13 protein-coding genes, 1 pseudogene and 1 riboswitch are annotated in these 17,165 nt (G+C 70.9%); of the genes and pseudogenes, 4 read left to right on the forward strand and 10 right to left on the reverse strand.

The genetic code is table 11. The annotated features are described in order from the left end of the window. Window positions 1-106: 106 nt before the first annotated feature. Window positions 107-250: riboswitch (cobalamin riboswitch) on the forward strand. A gap of 146 nt (window positions 251-396) precedes the next feature. Then, complete coding sequence (locus RIU97_RS05910) at window positions 397-885, forward strand: DUF4430 domain-containing protein (protein ID WP_404953840.1); 489 nt, start codon at window positions 397-399, stop codon at window positions 883-885. A gap of 162 nt (window positions 886-1,047) precedes the next feature. Here RIU97_RS05910 and RIU97_RS05915 read toward each other — a convergent pair whose 3' ends face one another. The 3 genes from RIU97_RS05915 to aceA form a co-directional block, all read right to left on the reverse strand. Next, entirely contained in the window at window positions 1,048-1,935 is an 888-nt protein-coding gene (locus RIU97_RS05915) for a 3-hydroxybutyryl-CoA dehydrogenase (protein WP_404953842.1), read from the reverse strand. Continuing rightward, window positions 1,932-3,530: a malate synthase A gene (gene aceB / locus RIU97_RS05920; RefSeq protein ID WP_404953844.1), complete on the reverse strand. Its 1,599-nt coding sequence runs from the start codon at window positions 3,528-3,530 to the stop codon at window positions 1,932-1,934. Before aceB ends, RIU97_RS05915 begins: the two co-directional genes overlap by 4 nt. A 109-nt stretch (window positions 3,531-3,639) precedes the next feature. Further along, window positions 3,640-4,941, reverse strand: coding sequence for an isocitrate lyase (aceA, locus tag RIU97_RS05925; RefSeq protein WP_404953846.1), 1,302 nt, complete (start codon window positions 4,939-4,941; stop codon window positions 3,640-3,642). A 390-nt stretch (window positions 4,942-5,331) separates the two neighbouring features. On the opposite strand from aceA, the gene RIU97_RS05930 reads away from it, so the two are divergent. Together RIU97_RS05930 and RIU97_RS05935 are read left to right on the forward strand one after the other, a co-directional pair. Further along, a complete protein-coding gene (locus RIU97_RS05930; protein ID WP_404953848.1) occupies window positions 5,332-6,735 on the forward strand; it encodes a short-chain fatty acyl-CoA regulator family protein in 1,404 nt (467 codons plus the stop codon). Between the two features lie 230 nt (window positions 6,736-6,965). After that, window positions 6,966-7,491 (forward strand): annotated as a pseudogene (locus RIU97_RS05935) (enoyl-CoA hydratase-related protein); the annotation flags it as partial. 42 nt (window positions 7,492-7,533) lie between these two features. Here RIU97_RS05935 and RIU97_RS05940 read toward each other — a convergent pair. Further along, a complete protein-coding gene (locus tag RIU97_RS05940; RefSeq protein WP_404953850.1) occupies window positions 7,534-8,493 on the reverse strand; it encodes a TetR/AcrR family transcriptional regulator C-terminal domain-containing protein in 960 nt (319 codons plus the stop codon). Between the two features lie 165 nt (window positions 8,494-8,658). Between RIU97_RS05940 and RIU97_RS05945 the strand changes: the two genes are divergently transcribed. Then, window positions 8,659-9,768 carry an FAD-dependent monooxygenase gene (locus RIU97_RS05945; RefSeq protein ID WP_404953852.1) on the forward strand — a complete coding sequence of 370 codons (1,110 nt, stop codon included), beginning with the start codon at window positions 8,659-8,661 and terminating at the stop codon, window positions 9,766-9,768. A gap of 17 nt (window positions 9,769-9,785) precedes the next feature. Here the strand turns inward: RIU97_RS05945 and RIU97_RS05950 are convergent, their stop codons facing one another. From RIU97_RS05950 to RIU97_RS05975, 6 genes are all read right to left on the reverse strand, one after another. Beyond that, window positions 9,786-10,199, reverse strand: a complete 414-nt coding sequence (locus RIU97_RS05950) for a PaaI family thioesterase (protein WP_404953854.1) — start codon at window positions 10,197-10,199, stop codon at window positions 9,786-9,788. A gap of 55 nt (window positions 10,200-10,254) precedes the next feature. Next, window positions 10,255-12,279 carry an FAD-dependent oxidoreductase gene (locus RIU97_RS05955; RefSeq protein ID WP_404953856.1) on the reverse strand — a complete coding sequence of 675 codons (2,025 nt, stop codon included), beginning with the start codon at window positions 12,277-12,279 and terminating at the stop codon, window positions 10,255-10,257. Window positions 12,280-12,456: 177 nt separating this feature from the next. Further along, window positions 12,457-14,358 (reverse strand): glycoside hydrolase domain-containing protein, encoded by a 1,902-nt coding sequence (locus tag RIU97_RS05960; protein ID WP_404953858.1) that lies wholly within the window; start codon window positions 14,356-14,358, stop codon window positions 12,457-12,459. A 134-nt stretch (window positions 14,359-14,492) separates the two neighbouring features. Beyond that, entirely contained in the window at window positions 14,493-15,506 is a 1,014-nt protein-coding gene (locus RIU97_RS05965; RefSeq protein ID WP_404953860.1) for a transglycosylase family protein, read from the reverse strand. A gap of 47 nt (window positions 15,507-15,553) precedes the next feature. Next, window positions 15,554-16,870 (reverse strand): hypothetical protein, encoded by a 1,317-nt coding sequence (locus RIU97_RS05970; RefSeq protein ID WP_404953862.1) that lies wholly within the window; start codon window positions 16,868-16,870, stop codon window positions 15,554-15,556. Window positions 16,871-16,938: 68 nt separating this feature from the next. Continuing rightward, complete coding sequence (locus RIU97_RS05975; protein ID WP_404953864.1) at window positions 16,939-17,148, reverse strand: hypothetical protein; 210 nt, start codon at window positions 17,146-17,148, stop codon at window positions 16,939-16,941. Window positions 17,149-17,165 lie beyond the last annotated feature (17 nt).

Raw genomic sequence — 17,165 nt, forward strand, 5'->3', positions numbered from 1 at the left:
CGACCGGGCGGCCGGCCGCCGCCGTGCCGGCGAGGACGGGTGGATCCTGGTGCGGACGGGTGAGTCCCGGTGAGTGCTGGTGGGACGGGGCGGCTGCCCCTACGATGCCTCTGGTCAGGTACATGCCCGACCCATAACTGAATGCCTGCGCGACTGGGGGAAGCCGGTGTGATTCCGGCGCTGACCTGCAACCGTGTGCGGCGCATCCGCGTCGCGAGTCGGACGACCCAGCGTGTGGTGCGTACGGCTTCCCACTGTCACGGTCTGCAGCACGAAGCCCTGAGCCCCAGGCTCACCGATCACCTGTGTCCGCTTCCCCGGGCCCGGGACCGCGGTGTGCCCGGGGCGACCGGGGCCGGCGGCGCACGACCTCGAGTTCACGCCAGGAAGGCACCCATGCGCCAGACTCCCGCCCGCCGCGCCCTGATCACCACGGCGGCCCTCGGGCTCGCCCTCGCCACGGCACCGGCCGTCGCGCACGCCGAGACCGCCCCGGACACGAACAAGAAGGTCAACGTGGCCCTCACCGTGCAGGGGCCCGACGGGCTGCTGTTCAAGGGGAAGGTCAACACCAAGGGGCACGACGTCACCACGGCGACCGGCGGCACGCACAAGTGCGACGGCACCAACGGGGCGGCGAACCCGACGGCCGTGCCCACCCCGACGGCCGCGCTCGACGACGCCGCCCGCCGGAACTACTTCGCGTGGGACGGCACCTGGTACGCGTCCTTCGACGACTTCTCCGTGGACTCCGTCAAGAACGTCAGCGGCGGCGGCTCGGCCTACTGGGCCATATCCGTCAACGGCACCCCGACCCCGGTCGGCGGCTGCCAGTTCAAGCTGAGGGCGGGCGACGAGGTGGCCTTCACCTGGACCGCCTTCTAGTCCGGCTTCCAGTCCGGCCTCCGGTCCGGGCCGAAAGCCCGCGTCCGTCAGGACGGAGCGCCTCCCGACAGGAGCGCGGAGCGGCTCACCGGGCCGCTCCGCGCTCCTTGTCCGTGCCACCAGGGGTCCCTCAACCCCGCAGCGGCACCACCGGGTCCCTCATCAGCCCCGGTCGTATGTGTGGAACCCGCGGCCGCTCTTGCGGCCCAGCAGCCCCGCCTGGACCATCCGCTGCAGCAGCGGGGGCGGGGCGTAGAGCGGCTCCTTGAACTCCTCGTACAGGGATTCCGCGATGGCCGCGACGGTGTCCAGGCCGATCAGGTCGGCGAGCTTGAGCGGGCCCATGGGGTGGGCGCAGCCCAGTTCCATGCCCGTGTCGACGTCGGCGGCGCTCGCGAACCCGGATTCGGCCATCCGAATGGCCGAGAGCAGGTACGGGACCAGCAGCGCGTTGACGACGAAGCCGGCCCTGTCCTGGGACCGGACCGTGGTCTTGCCCAGGGATTTCCGGGCGAACCACTCGACCGCAGCCAGTGTGTCCGCCGACGTGTGCAGGGAGGAGACCACCTCGACCAGGGGCAGGACGGGGACGGGGTTGAAGAAGTGCAGTCCCACGACCCGGTCGGCGCGGCCGGTGGCCATGCCCAGCCGCATGATCGGGATGGCGGACGTATTGGTGGCGAGAATGGCTTCGGGGTCCTCGACGATCTTGTCGAGGGCGGTGAAGATCTCGGTCTTGGCTTCGGGGTTCTCGGTGACGGCCTCGATGACCAGTTGCCTGTCGGCGAGGTCCTCCAGGTCTCCGGTGAACACCAGCCGGGCCATTGCGTCCTCGGCGGTGAACCGGTCCAGTTTGCCGCGCTGGACGGCGCGTTCGAGGGAGACGGCCACCCGCTCACGGGCGGCGCGGGCCGCGGTGGCATCCGCCTCGGCGACGACGGTGTCGAGGCCGGCGCGGGCACAGACCTCGGCGATGCCTGCTCCCATCTGTCCGCCGCCGACGACCCCGACGCGCAGGACGCGGGCCGGCCGCTGTGCCGGGGCGCTCACGCGGTCACCTGCACGGCGGCGTTGCGGACCAGGTGACGGGTGTAGGCCTCGGGGGTGAAGAACGCGGGCAGCTGCACCGAGAGCGCGGTGTCGACGAAGACCTCGCGTGCTTCGAGGACCAGGGCCTGCGGGTCCTCAGCCTCAAGGGCCGCGCACTCGGCGTCGAGGAGATCGGTGAGCGTGCGCCGGTCGACGCGGTCGTGGCGGAGCCACTGCCAGATCTGCACGCGCGCGATCTCGGCGGTGGCGGCGTCCTCCATCAGGCCGTACAGGGCGACGGCTCCTCTGCCGCGCAGCCAGGCGTCGAAGTAGCGCAGGGCCACGGCCACATTGGAGCGGATCCCCTCGGAGCTCGGCGGAGCGGCGATCCGGCGAACCGACAGCAGATCGGCGGCGGCGACTTCGACGTCCTCGCGCGTCCGCTCCAGCTGGTTCGGCCGCTCACCCAACACCCCGTCGAAGACCTCACGGCAGACGGGGACGAGCCCGGGGTGGGCGACCCAGGAGCCGTCGAAGCCGGCTTCGGCCTCGCGCTCCTTGTCGAGCCGGACCTTGGCGAGGGCGGCCGTGTTGGCATCGGCATCCTTGCTGGGCACGTGGGCGGCCATGCCGCCGATGGCGTGGGCGCCCCGCTTGTGGCAGGTGCGGACGAGCACTTCGGTGTACGCCCGCATGAACGGGGCGGTCATGGTGACCTTGGCCCGGTCCGGGAGCTGGAAGTCGGTGCGGTGGCCGAAGGTCTTGATCAGGCTGAAGAGGTAGTCCCAGCGGCCCGCGTTCAGCCCGGCGCTGTGTTCGCGCAGCTCGTGGAGGATCTCCTCCATCTCGAACGCGGCGGTGATCGTCTCGATCAGAACGGTCGCCCGGACCGTGCCCCGCGGGATGCCCAACAGATCCTGGGCGAACAGGAAGACGTCGTTCCAGAGCCGGGCCTCGTACCGGTTCTCCAGCTTGGGGAGGTAGAAGTACGGGCCGTGGCCGGCGTCGATCTGGCGCTGCGCGCAGTGGAAGAAGTACAGGCCGAAGTCCACGAGCGAGGCGGACACGGGCCGACCGTCGACCTCCAGGTGCTCCTCGGTGAGGTGCCAGCCGCGCGGGCGCACCATGATGGTCGCGAGCTCCGTCCCGAGGCGGTACTCCTTGCCCTCCGGGGTGGTGAAGTCGATGCGCCGCTCGATGGCATCGAGCAGGTTCAGCTGGCCGCCGATGACGTTGTCCCAGGTGGGTGCGGTGGCGTCCTCGAAGTCGGCCATCCACACCTTCGCCCCGGAGTTGAGGGCGTTGACCGCCATGCGGCGCTCCGGTGGGCCGGTGATCTCGACCCGTCGGTCCGCCAGCCCGGGCGCGGGCGGGGCGACCCGCCAGTCGGGGTCGGTGCGTACGCCGACGGTGGCGCGGGAGAAGTCCAGGGGCGACCCGGAGACCAGATGGGCGGCGCGGCGACGGCGCTCCTTGAGGATCTCCAGGCGGCGGTCCGCAAAGGCGGCATCGAGCCGGCCGATGAACTCCAGGGCCTCAGGGGTCAGGATCTCCTCGTGGCGCTCACCCTGCGCGCCGAGGACCTGGACACTGCTGGTCAGGGGCGTGTGTGACATGCGGTTCTACTCCTCGGCGTGGGGCGGCCGGCGCCCGGGGCCGGCCAGGCCCCGGGCGCCGTCGGACGGCGATCGGAAGGCGCCGGCGGGAACGACCGGCATCGCGCTCTTAGTGGAACTGCTCTTCCTCGGTGGAGCCGGAGAGCGCGGTGGTGGAGGAGGCGGGGTTGACGGCGGTGGAGACCAGGTCGAAGTAGCCGGTGCCGACCTCGCGCTGGTGCTTGACCGCGGTGAACCCCTGCTCCTGGGCGGCGAATTCGCGCTCCTGGAGGTCGACGTAGGCGGTCATGCCGTGCTCGGCGTAGCCGCGGGCGAGCTCGAACATGCCGTGGTTGAGCGAGTGGAAGCCGGCCAGGGTGATGAACTGGAAGCGGTAGCCCATCGCGCCCAGCTCCCGCTGGAACTTGGCGATCTGGTCGTCGTCCAGCGCCGCCTTCCAGTTGAAGGAGGGCGAGCAGTTGTAGGCGAGCATCTGGTCCGGGTGCTCGGCGTGGATCGCCTCGGCGAACTCGCGGGCCTGGGCGAGGTCCGGGGTGCCGGTCTCGACCCAGATCAGGTCGGCGTACGGGGCGTAGGCGAGGCCGCGGGCGATGACGGGCGCCATGCCGTTCTGCACGCGGTAGAAGCCCTCCGCCGTGCGCTCCCCCGTCACGAACTGCGCGTCTCGCTCGTCGACGTCGCTGGTCAGCAGGTTGGCGGCGAGGGCGTCCGTACGGGCGATGACCAGGGTGGGGACATCGGCGATGTCGGCGGCCAGGCGGGCCGCGTTGAGGGTGCGGATGTGCTGCGCGGTCGGCACGAGCACCTTGCCGCCCAGGTGGCCGCACTTCTTCTCGGAGGCCAGCTGGTCCTCGTAGTGGATGCCGGCCGCGCCCGCCGCGATCATCGCCTTGGTCAGTTCGAAGGCGTTGAGCGGGCCGCCGAAACCGGCCTCGGCGTCGGCGACGATCGGCGCCAGCCAGTCCGTCCCCCCATCAGACGAACCTGTCGTGCCGCCCTCTGCGGTGGCGATCTGGTCGGCGCGCAGCAGCGCGTTGTTGATCCGGCGCACCACCTGCGGCACCGAGTTGACCGGGTACAGGCTCTGGTCGGGGTAGGTGTGGCCGGCCTGGTTGGCGTCGGCGGCGACCTGCCAGCCCGAGAGGTAGATCGCCTGCAGCCCGGCCCGGACCTGCTGGACGGCCTGGCCGCCGGTGAGCGCGCCGAGTGCGTGGACGTAGTCCCGCTCGTGCAGCTGCCGCCACAGGCGTTCGGCTCCGCGCCGGGCCAGGGTGTGCTCCTCGCGGACGCTGCCGGAGAGCCGCACCACGTCCTCGGCGGTGTAGGTGCGCTCGATCCCGGCCCACCGCGGGTCCGTGGCCCACCGCTGTTCGAGCTGCTGGGCCGCCGCCGTCGTGTTCGCCTCTGCCATGACCGTCACCGTCTCCATGAATCGCTTGATCTGCCAATGTTCTGGTCAGCTGTGCAAGGTGCTGGCACCGTGTGCCTCAACTTGGGATCGCGGCTGCCGGACCGACCCGTGGGCCGAACCGAGCAATGTTGCCGAACCACCGAGCCCGGACCGCCGGGATCTCCGACATCAGGGCATGAATCGCGCCCGGAGCGTCCGTCTCGGCCGCCGGGTCCGGCGGGCCGCAGGACAGACTCTGACAGTGGCACCGAGTGCCATCAAGGAGGGACGAATGCCAAGTTCTGCGAATCTTCACAGGCGGTTTTGCCAAGCTTGCAAACCTTGGCGGGGCGCGGATCCCACGTAGGGTTACGGCTGTCCCCGGCACACGAGGAGCAGGCGAGGAGCACGGTGAGCAAGACGTACGCGGGCGCGCGGCTGCGGCGGTTGCGCGAGGAACGGCGGATGAGCCAGGCCGAGCTGGCACGCGTCCTCGCGATCTCGCCCAGCTACCTCAACCAGATGGAGCACGACTCGCGCCCGCTCACCGTCCCGGTGCTGCTGCGGCTCACCGAGGCGTTCGGCGTCGACCCGGGCTTCTTCTCGGAGCGCGACACCTCCCGGCTGGTGGCCGACCTGCGCGAGGCGCTCGCCACGGAGGTCGCCGAGGCCCGGGTCTCCGCCTCGGACCTCGCGGAACTCGCCACGCGGATGCCCGCCGTCGCCTCGGTCCTGCTCGACCTCGGCCGGCGCGGCCAGCTGCTCGCCGAGCGGCTCGCCGGGGCCGCGGACGGCCGGGACGGCACGCTCGACATCCCGCGCTCACCGCACGAGGAGATCCGCGAGTTCTTCTACCGGCGGCAGAACTACCTGCACGACGCCGACCTCGCCGCCGAGGAGCTGGCCCGCGAGGTGGGGATCCGTCCGGGGGACGTCGTACGCGCCCTGTCGGCGCGGCTCACGGACCGGCACGGGGTGCGCCTCTCGGCCGATTCGGACCGGCTGCACCACTACGACGGGCGCGCCCGCGTCCTGCACATCTCCAGCCGGCTCCGGCCGGGCCAGCAGGCCTTCCGGCTCGCCACCCAACTGGCCCTGCTGGAGTACGGCGAGGAGCTGGACGGGCTTGCGGCCGAGGACTTCCCGCCCGGTTCCGCGACCCACGGCCTGGCCCGGATCGGCATCGCGAACTACTTCGCCGCGGCGCTGATCCTCCCGTACCGCGCCTTCCACACGGCCGCGGAGGAGTTCCGCTACGACATCGAGCGACTTACCGACCACTTCGGCCTCGGCTACGAAACCGTCTGCCACCGCCTCAGCACCCTGCAAAGGCCCAGGCTGCGCGGGGTGCCCTTCTCTTTCGTACGCGTGGACCGGGCCGGGAACATGTCCAAGCGGCAGTCCGCCACCGGCTTCCACTTCTCGCGCGCGGGCGGCACCTGCCCGCTGTGGAACGTCTACGAGGCCTTCGCCGCGCCCGGCCGCATCCACGTCCAGGTCGCGGCCATGCCCGACGGGCAGCGCCACCTGTGGACCGCCCGCGCCGTCACCCGCCACCGGGGTGGCTGGGGCGAGCCCGGCAAGACCTTCGCCATCGGCCTCGGCTGCGAGATCCGGCACGCGTCCCGCCTCGTCTACTCCGACGGGCTCGACCTGGACAACGCGGCCGCCGCCACGCCCATCGGCATGGGCTGCCGCCTCTGCGAGCGCCTCGACTGCCCCCAGCGGGCGGTCCCGCCGCTCGGCCGCACCCTCGCCGTCGACGAGAACAGCAGCACCTTCATCCCGTACCCGGTCACCGCGGAGCGCGGCTGAACGGCGCCGCGGGGCGGCTCAGTCCAGCCGCCGGGCCTCCGCCGCGGTCACCGGTTCACCGGCCCGTACGGAGTGCAGCACGTGGGCGAGCACCTCCGCGCCCCGCACCACGCGGGGCCCGGGGCGGTTGAAGTACGCCGACCCGTCGAGGACCCAGACGGCGCCGGAGCGTACGGCGGGCAGCTCGCCCCAGCCGGGCAGGGAGGTGAGCAGCTCCCGCTCCCGCAGGGTTCACGGCGTGGGACCGGCTCGGCCAGGTCCGTACGCCGACGGTCGCGGCGGTGTCCGGCTACGCACTGGGCGGCGGCTGCGAGCTCGCGATGCTGTGCGACATCCTGCTGGCCGCCGACACCGCGGTCATCGGGCAGCCCGAGATCAAGCTCGGGGTGATCCCCGGCATCGGCGGCTCCCAGCGGCTCACCCGGGCGGTCGGGAAGGCCAAGGCGATGGAACTGTGCCTGACCGGCCGCACCATGGACGCCGCCGAGGCGGAGCGGGCCGGGCTGGTGTCGCGGATCGTGCCGGCGGGCGAGCTGCTCGCCGAGGCGCTCGCCGTCGCCGGGACCGTGGCGGGGATGTCCAAGCCGGTCGCGATGATGGCCAAGGAATCCGTGAACCGGGCCTTCGAGACCACCCTCGCGGAGGGGGTGCGCTTCGAGTGGCCGGCTGTTCCACGCCGTGTTCGCCACCGCCGACCAGAAGGAGGGCATGGCGGCCTTCGTGGACAAGCGCCCGCCGGGGTTCGTCCACGGCTGAGGCCGCGGGTGGGCCCGCGAGAGCCTCGCGGGCCCACCCGGCTCAGCCTTCGACGAGGGGGGTCAGGCCGTCGAGGAGTGCCTTGAGACCGAAGGCGAAGAGCGCGTCGAGCCGCAGGTCGTAGCCGTCCTCGAAGGACCCGACCACCTTGGTGAAGGTCGGGAAGCGGCCGGATTCCACCAGGGCCCCCAGGGCGGGGGCGCGGCTGTCCATCCACTGCTCTTCCGACTGGCCCGTGGCGGCCTCGGCGTGCGCTTCCAGTTCCAGGTGCGCCGCCAGGCCCTGGACGTGACTGTAGAGCAGGACGTGGATGTCGAACAGCGTGGTGGGGTCGAGGCCGTGGCCGTCGAGTGCGCCCAGCATCCACTCGCCGTGCACCATCAGGTTGGGTACGAGCAACGGGCGCGTGAGGGAACCGAGCTGAGCCAGCCACGGGTGCTTCCGGTACAGGCTCCACAGGGTCCGGCAGCCCACCTCGACGCGGGCACGCCAGTCCCCGGGGGCGTCCGCGGGGTAGGACTCCTCGCCGAACGCGGCGTCGGCCATGTGCAGGACGAGGTCCTCCTTGCTCGGGACGTACCGGTACGTCGACATCGCCGCGACGCCGAGCCGGGCCGCGACGCCGCGCATGGAGAGCGCCGAGAGCCCTTCGGCGTCGGCGATCTCGATGGCGGTACGGACGATCCGGTCGAGGCTCAGCTCCGTCTCGGGGTCCGGGGCGGCCGGCGGGCGCCTGCGGGCCGGCGCGGCGGAGGCGGGTGCGGGTGCGGTTCCGGCGACGACCGTCCCGATCCGGGGCCGGGCCTCGACGAGTCCCTCCAGGCGCAGGGTGGTCAGCGCCTTGGTGGCGGTGGCGAGCGCGACGCCCCACTCCGCGGCGAGCTGCCGGATCGAGGGAACCCGGTCCCCGGGGGCGAGTTCACCCTGCGCGATGCGCTGCCGGATCGCGGCGACGATGCGCAGATAGGGCGGATCCCCCGCTGCCCCTGTGGTCTTCGTCACGTCCTGCCGCCCCCCTGTCCTGTACTAGTGCAGAGGGTAGCAGCGGCAACGCCGAGCGGGGGCGTTTCTGTCCTAGTACACCTGCCACATAAGGCCAGTTGAAGGGGCTGCGCGTACGGCGTACGTTCAGAGCTCGTACACCGTACACACACGGAGGAGCCCCTCATGCGGACCGTACTCGTCTCCGGCGGCGGAATCGCCGGCCCCGTCCTCGCCTACTGGCTGCGCCGCCACGGCTTCGCGCCCACCGTCGTCGAACGCGCTCCGGGCCGGCGCCCCGGTGGCCAGGCCGTGGACATCCGCGGCGTCGCGCTCGAAGTCGTGGAGCGGATGGGCCTGCTGGAGCAGGCGCGCCTCGTACGGACCCGGATGCGCGGCATGTCGGTCCTCGGCCCGGACGGCCAGGAGGTCGACCGCTCCACCGAGGCGACCTTCAGCAGCGGCCGGCTCGACAGCGAGGACATCGAGGTGCTGCGCGAGGACCTGGTGGAGATGGTGCACGAGCACACGCGCTCAGGCGTCGAGTACCTCTTCGGCGACAGCATCACCGCGCTCGACGAGGACGAGAGCGGCGTGCGCGTCGACTTCGCGCACGGGCCGTCCCGCACCTTCGACCTCGTGGTCGGGGCCGACGGCCTCCACTCCACCGTACGGCGCCTGGCCTTCGGCCCGGAGGAGCGCTTCGCCCACCATCTGGGCAGCTACCTCTCGGTGTTCAGCGCGGAGAACTTCCTCGGCCTGGACGACTGGCAGATGTGGCTGCGGGACGGGGACGCGGGCTTCGGCATCATGGCCGTTCGCGACAACACGGAGCTCAGGGTCGCCTTCGGCTTCGAGTCCGGCCCCCTCGCCCCCGAGCTCCGCGAGGGCGGCGCCCTTCGCCAGCGCGTCGTGGACAGGCTCGCGTCGATGCGGTGGGAGGGCGCCCGCCTGGCCGAGGCCGCCCGGACGGCCCCCGACTTCTACTGCGACGCCATGGCGCAGATCCGCATGGAGCAGTGGTCGCGGGGCCGGGTGACCCTGCTCGGAGACGCCGGCTACTGCCCGTCCCCCCTCTCGGGGCAGGGCACCAGCCTGGCCCTCGTGGGCGCCCACGTGCTGGCCGACTGCCTGGCCCGGGACGAGGGCGACCACCGCGCCGCGTACGCGCGCTACGAGCGGCGGATGCGCCCCTTTGTCACCCTCAACCAGGCCCTGGCCACCGAGAACCCCGGAGGACCCGCCTCCGAGGACTCCGTCGCCCACGCCAAGAACGCCCTGTCGCTGGACGGTTGATCCGGCAGGGCGACGGTTCAGCCGAGCAGGGCGTAGACGGTCGAGGCCGCGGCGGCCGGTTCGTCCGAGCCCTCGGGGGTGAGCGTGATGTCGGCGAAGGCCATCCGCTTGCCGAGCTTGGTGATCCGTACGTGGATCAGCACGTCGGCGCCGACCACCGGCCGCTGGAAGCTCGTGGACTGCTGGACGGTGGTCATCGGCCCGTAGCCGCCGCGGGCGGCGGAGATCGCGATGACGGTGGCCGTGTCGGCGGCCGCCATCATGGCCTGTCCCGAGAGGCCGCCGCCGTCCCGGGCCAGCTCCCCGGACCAGGGCAGGCGCAGCACGGCGTGCCGCTCGCCCGTCTCCTGGACGGTCAGTCCGAGGGCGAGCACCCAGGGGGCGAAGTGGTCGGCGAGGATCTTGTCTGCGTCTGCGGGAGAGAACGTCACCGGGGAATTGTGGCGGCCCGGCCGGACCGCCACAATCCCCTTCGGCCTGCGGATCTCAGAGCGCGGCGGCCAGTTCCGTGCCCTGCCGGATGGCGCGCTTGGCGTCGAGCTCGGCGGCCACGTCGGCGCCGCCGATCAGGTGCGCCTCGACACCGGCCGCGCGCAGCGCCTCGTACAGGTCGCGGCGCGGCTCCTGGCCGGTGCACAGGACCACCGTGTCGGCGGGCACGAGGCGCTGCTCCCCGTCGACGGTGATGTGCAGGCCCTCGTCGTCGATCCGGTCGTACGCGGCCCCGGCGACGGAGACGACCCCGCGGTGCTTGAGCTCCGCGCGGTGGATCCAGCCGGTGGTGGTGCCGAGGCCGGCGCCGACCTTGGTGGCCTTGCGCTGGAGCAGGTGGACGCGGCGCGGCGGCGCGGGGCGCTCGGGCTTCGCGAGCCCGCCCGGGCCGGTGTACTCGGTGTCCACGCCCCAGTGGCGGAAGTAGACCTCGGGGTCCTGGGAGGCGCCCTCGCCGCTGTCGGTGAGGAACTCGGCGACGTCGAAGCCGATGCCGCCGGCGCCGACCACGGCGACGCGTTCGCCGACGGGGGCGCCGTCGCGCAGCACGTCGAGGTAGCTGACGACGTTGGCGTGGTCCACGCCCTCGATGTCGGGGGTGCGGGGGGTGACGCCGGTGGCGACGACGACCTCGTCGAAGCCGCGCAGGGTCTCCACGTCGGCGCGGGTGTCGAGGCGGACCTCCACACCGCTCTCCACGAGCTGGGTGCCGAAGTAGCGGATGGTCTCCTCGAACTCCTCCTTGCCGGGGATGCGGCGGGCGACGTCGAGCTGGCCGCCGATGTGGCCGGAGGCCTCGAAGAGGGTGACGGCGTGGCCGCGTCCGGCGGCGGAGACCGCGCAGGCGAGACCGGCCGGGCCGGCGCCGACGACGGCGACGCTCTTCTTCGTGCGCGTCGGGGACAGGACGAGCTCGGTCTCGTGGCAGGCGCGCGGGTTGACCAGGCAGCTGGTGATCTTGCCGCTGAAGGTGTGGTCGAGGCAGGCCTGGTTGCAGCCGATGCAGGTGTTGATGGTCTCGGAGCGGCCGGCCGCGGCCTTGGCGACGAAGTCGGCGTCGGCCAGGAAGGGGCGGGCCAGCGACACCAGGTCGGCGCGCCCGTCGGCGAGCAGCTCCTCGGCGATCTCCGGGGTGTTGATGCGGTTGCTGGTGACGAGCGGGACGCTCACCGCGCCCATCAGCCGCTTGGTGACCCAGGTGTAGGCACCGCGCGGGACGGAGGTGGCGATGGTGGGGATGCGGGCCTCGTGCCAGCCGATGCCGGTGTTGATGATGGTGGCGCCCGCCGCCTCGATCTCCTTGGCGAGGTGGACGACCTCGTCGAGGGTGGAGCCGCCGGGGATGAGGTCCAGCATGGACAGGCGGTAGATGAGGATGAAGTCCTCGCCGACGGCCGCGCGGGTGCGCCGGACGATCTCCAGCGGGAAGCGGACGCGGTTCTCGTACGCGCCGCCCCAGCGGTCGTTGCGCTTGTTGGTGGCGGCGGCGATGAACTCGTTGATGAGGTAGCCCTCGGAGCCCATGATCTCGACGCCGTCGTAGCCGGCGAGCTTGGCGAGGCGGGCGGCGCGGACGAAGTCCTCGACGGTCCGCTCGACCTCGATGTCGGTGAGCTCGTTCGGTACGAAGGGGCTGATGGGGGCCTGGAGGGCGCTGGGGGCGACCAGGTCCTTGTGGTAGGCGTAGCGGCCGAAGTGGAGGATCTGCATCGCGATCTTCCCGCCCTCGGCGTGCACGGCCTCGGTGATCACCCGGTGCTCCGCGGCCTCGTCCTCGGTGGTGAGGCGGGAGCCGCCCTCGAAGGGGCGCCCGGCGTCGTTCGGGGCGATGCCGCCGGTGACGATCAGGCCGGCGCCGCCGCGGGCGCGCTCGGCGTAGAAGGCGGCGAGGCGCTCGAAGCCGCCCGCGTGCTCTTCGAGGCCGGTGTGCATCGACCCCATGATCACCCGGTTCGGCAGGGTGGTGAAGCCGAGGTCCAGGGGGCTCAGCAGGTGCGGGTACCGGCTCTGGGAACTCATGAGGGGCGCCTCCTCGCGCGGGGGTGATGAACCTGTTCTAGCGAGGGGAGACAGGTTTTGCAACTAAGTGCATAACGGGTGGGGGCCGCCCTCCCCCGGATTCCCGGGGAGGGCGGCCCCGTCTGTGGCACAGTTCACGCCCGTGACCGCGCCGAGGACGGACGCCTCAGGGTGCGACTACCACTGGCCGGTGAGGGGCACGTCACCCGGGTTGCCGAAACGCGCCTCGTAGATCACCGTGCTGGAGTCCTTGGCCGCCCCGAAGAAGTCCGACTCGGCGGGACGGTAGACACCCACCTTGTCGGTCCCGTCGCCGTTCCAGTCACCCTTGACCGGCACATCACCCGGGTTGCCGAACGTCACCCGGTGATCGACGTTCGCGGACGTGTTGGAGTCACTCAGGTAGAACGTCGAGTCCGAAGGACGGTAGACACCAACGGTGTCCCTGCCGTCACCGTTCCAGTCACCCACCATCGGCTTGTCACCCTCGACCCCCATCCTCCGGGCGAACGCCACCGACAGATTGTCATTGCTCAGATAGAACGTCTGGTCACCCGGCCGGTAAACCCCGATCGTGTCCACCCCGTCGCCGTCCCAGTCACCCACCACCGGCACATCACCGACATCACCGAACCGGCTCTCCATCGACACCGACGCATTGTCATTCGTCAGCAGGAACGTCTGACTCTCCGGCCGGTACACCCCGAAGGTGTCCTTCCCGTCCCGGTTCCAGTCACCCGCCAACGGCACATCACCCGCAGCACCGAACCCCGCATACCCCGACAGACCCCCATTGCGGTCCGACACGTAGAACACCGACTCACCCGGCCGGAACACACCCGCAGTCGCCGGGGTCCGGGGGCTGCCGAGTGCGACGTCCAGGTAGTCCCGGTCGATGTTGATCTGCTTGCCGCCCCAGGTCTCCGTGACCTCTCCGTCGTACTGGTGGACGCGCTGGTGCTGCGCCCACGCCCAGCTCGGCAACACCGGATCGTCGGTGTTCGCGGGGTGGTTCCACCTGGCGGTGAAGACGACGTCGGGCATCGTGTAGCTGCCGATGTTCGCCACCAGGTCGGCGATCCCGGACTCGGCGCTGCTGTAGACCGCGGAGTTGTATCCACGGGCGTGGAGCTGTTCGGTCCAGGCGGACAGGAAGGCGAGCACCTTGCCCGCGTACGCCGCCCGGTTGTAGCCCTCCATGTCGTAGTACAGCAGGGCTCCGGGTCCGATTCCGAGCGCCGCGGCCTTGTCCACCGCGTCGTCCGCGGCACTCCTGCCCTCGGAGGCGGGCGAGTTGATCTTGTTGGCCTGCAGTCCGACGTAAAGCGGCATGAAGCGCCAGCCCGCCGCGGCCTGCTGCTGGACCCAAGCGGCGGTCAGGTTCGGCTGGGAGCAGCCCCGGTTGCTGCCACCGATGTAGATGCCGACGGCCCTGTACGGGGAGTTCGACCGCCATGCGTTCATGGTCGAGGAATCCGGAGCGGCGCAGGCGTCGAACCCCTTGCCGGTGTAGTTCGTCAGGTCGGCCCCCGACGCGGCCGTGGCGTTCGCGGACCCGGCCGGAAGCGCCGCGGCCGGCGCCTCGGAGACGCCCGGCTGCCGCTTCGGCGCCGTGATGGGAATTCCGGCGGCGGTGAGGATGGTGCGGACCAGGGGCTCGTCGTCGCCGTAGGTGGCCGTCACGCGAATACCCTTGGCCCCGCTGACGATTTCGTGGTCGATGGCGCGCACCGCAGCGTCCTGAGCGGCACTGCCCGACGTGTCCGGCTCCAAGAGCAGCGCTTCGGTCCGGCCCACCAGCCGGGTCGGGCAGTTCTGCTGCGCCCCGGGGGTACCGAGGTAGACGGCGTGGCGGTCGAAACGGACGCATGCGGTGGGGTCGGCGCCCAGGTCGACGACGTCCCAGCTGTCGGGGACCTTGAACTGGTGGCCTTGGAAGGCCACGGTCTTGGAGCCGGCACCGCTGGCGGGCGTCGCCGCCTGAGCCGATCCGGCGGACGGGCCGATGACGGCGGCTGTGGCGGCCAGTACGGCGAGGCTCCGTCTTAGGGGTGTCAGAGAAGGACGTGCTTGGGGCATGGAGGTCTCCTGTGAGGAGCAGAAGGGAGCCGCAGCAGCGGTTCGCGGCGCGGGGCCGCGGTCCCGCTGGTGTCAGCGGGACCGCGGCTTTGGAGGCTGCTCGGCGAAAGAGCAGGCCTGAGGTCGGACTTCTGTCACCACTGGCCGGTGAGGGGCACGTCACCGGGATTGCCGAAGCGGGCGCCGTAGATCACCGTGCTGGAGTCCTTGGCCGCACCGAAGAAGTCGGACTCGGCGGGACGGTAGACACCCACCTTGTCGGTGCCGTCGCCGTTCCAGTCACCCTTGACCGGCACGTCACCCGGGTTGCCGAACGTCACCTGGTGATCGACGTTCGCGGACGTGTTGGAGTCACTCAGGTAGAACGTCGAGTCCGAGGGGCGGTAGACGCCGACGGTGTCCTTGCCGTCACCGTTCCAGTCACCCACCATCGGGGTGTCACCCTCGACCCCCATCCGTCGCGCATGCGCCACCGACAGGTTGTCATTCGTCAGATAGAACGTCTGGTCCCCGGGCCGGTAGACACCAATGGTGTCCGTGCCATTGCCATCCCAGTCGCCCACCACCGGGACGTCACCCGGGTTGGCGAACGTGCTCTCCACCGCCACCGACCCGTTGTCGTTGGTCAGGTAGAAGGTCTGGTTCTCCGGCCGGTACACCCCGAAGGTGTCCTTCTCGTCACCGTTCCAGTCCCCCGCCAACGGCACGTCGCCCTGGGCGCCGAAGCCGGCCCAGCCCGCGAGCTTCCCGTTCACGTCCGAGACCGAGAACACCTGGGTGGACGGCCGGTAGACGCCGGCCGTGGAGCGCTTGTGGGCGGGGTACGGATCGGCGTGGTCGGAGCCCAGGCCCGCCGGGCGGCCGCAGTTGGGCCACGCGCCCTCTCCCTGCACGGCGAGGACCTTCTCGGCGATGAGTATCTGCTGCTGCTTGGTCGCTTGGTGCGGGTAGCTCGCGTACTGCTCGCCACCGAAGCCGCGCCAGGTGGGCAGGGAGAACTGCAGACCGCCGAAGTACGGCCAACCAGCCCGGTAGTAGCTCCAGTTGCCGGTGCTTTCACACTGGGCGACCTTGTCCCACGTCGAGACGGAGGCCGCGTCGGCCTGGACGACGGAAACGGGGAGCAGAGCGGCAATACCCAGGGCCACAGCGGTCGTTCGGGCACGCGGGTGCGTTGTCCTGGTCATGTCTGCGACTACCACTGGCCGGTGAGGGGCACGTCACCCGGGTTGCCGAAACGCGCCTCGTAGATCACCGTGCTGGAGTCCTTGGCCGCCCCGAAGAAGTCCGACTCGGCGGGACGGTAGACACCCACCTTGTCGGTCCCGTCGCCGTTCCAGTCACCCTTGACCGGCACATCACCCGGGTTGCCGAACGTCACCCGGTGATCGACGTTCGCGGACGTGTTGGAGTCACTCAGGTAGAACGTCGAGTCCGAAGGACGGTAGACACCAACGGTGTCCCTGCCGTCACCGTTCCAGTCACCCACCATCGGCTTGTCACCCTCGACCCCCATCCTCCGGGCGAACGCCACCGACAGATTGTCATTGCTCAGATAGAACGTCTGGTCACCCGGCCGGTAAACCCCGATCGTGTCCACCCCGTCGCCGTCCCAGTCACCCACCACCGGCACATCACCGACATCACCGAACCGGCTCTCCATCGACACCGACGCATTGTCATTCGTCAGCAGGAACGTCTGACTCTCCGGCCGGTACACCCCGAAGGTGTCCTTCCCGTCCCGGTTCCAGTCACCCGCCAACGGCACATCACCCGCAGCACCGAACCCCGCATACCCCGACAGACCCCCATTGCGGTCCGACACGTAGAACACCGACTCACCCGGCCGGAACACACCCGCAGTCGCCGGGGCCGAGTCCTCGACGATGTTCTTGTAGCGGTACGGGATGTAGGAGCTGGAGTTGTTGAAGTACGCGTAGGGGATCACGTGGCGCACGCCGTGCGGCCGGGTCTGCTCGATGCCGATGTAGGACGTCTTCGACGCATCGGTCCAGGCTTCGAAGAGGACGACGTGCGAGCCGTTCACCGGGTTGGCGGAGTTGTGGAAGAGCAGCATGTCGCCCTTGCGCAGCTCGTTCTTCGATATCCGGTCCGCGAAGGTGTCGAGATTGCCGGTCCAGGCGCTCGTCCCCAGGTTCCACGCCATGGAGACCAGGCCGGAGCAGTCGGTGCGGTAGCCGTCGCGGTAGCTGCTCTGGCTGTACGGGACCTGGGCGTCGGCCCACGTCTTGGCCCGGGCGATGACCTCGCTGCGGGCGATCGGGGCACCGGCGGTCTGCGCGGCCTCGGCTCCGGCGATCGAGTTCTCGGCGCCCTCGGTCTTGAGGGGGACGGGCTGGCCCTGGGGGCGCTCCACATCGGCGGCGGCGCCGGCGGTGGATCTGGACGGCAGGGGTTCGGCACCGGCGGGTGCGGTGGCGAGGAGGGCCGTGGCGATGGAGAGGGCCACCAGGGTGCCGGCGGCGCGGACGGTGCTCGTCTTGACGGACAACGCAAATCTCCTTGGTTAAGGGTGTCTTGTGAGGGGCTGACCGGAATGCCGACGGTCGTGACGGCGTCTCAGCTGTGGAGCGTGACGGAGTACCCGCGGTCTCCTACGGCGCCCGAGGCAAGGGCGTCCGTCATCAGGCGCACGGCCTTGGCCTGCGCGATGTCAGCGCTCGCTGCGCGGATGAAGAGGATGATCCCGATGTCGGCCGGACCGGTGCGTGCCCGGATGTGTTCCGTGCCGTGTCCAGGAGTGGAATGGGCCCACAGCACGTCCACCAAGGCGTGGGCTTGACTCT

This window comes from Streptomyces sp. 147326, assembly GCF_045000215.1.
In the GTDB taxonomy this organism is placed as follows: domain Bacteria; phylum Actinomycetota; class Actinomycetes; order Streptomycetales; family Streptomycetaceae; genus Streptomyces.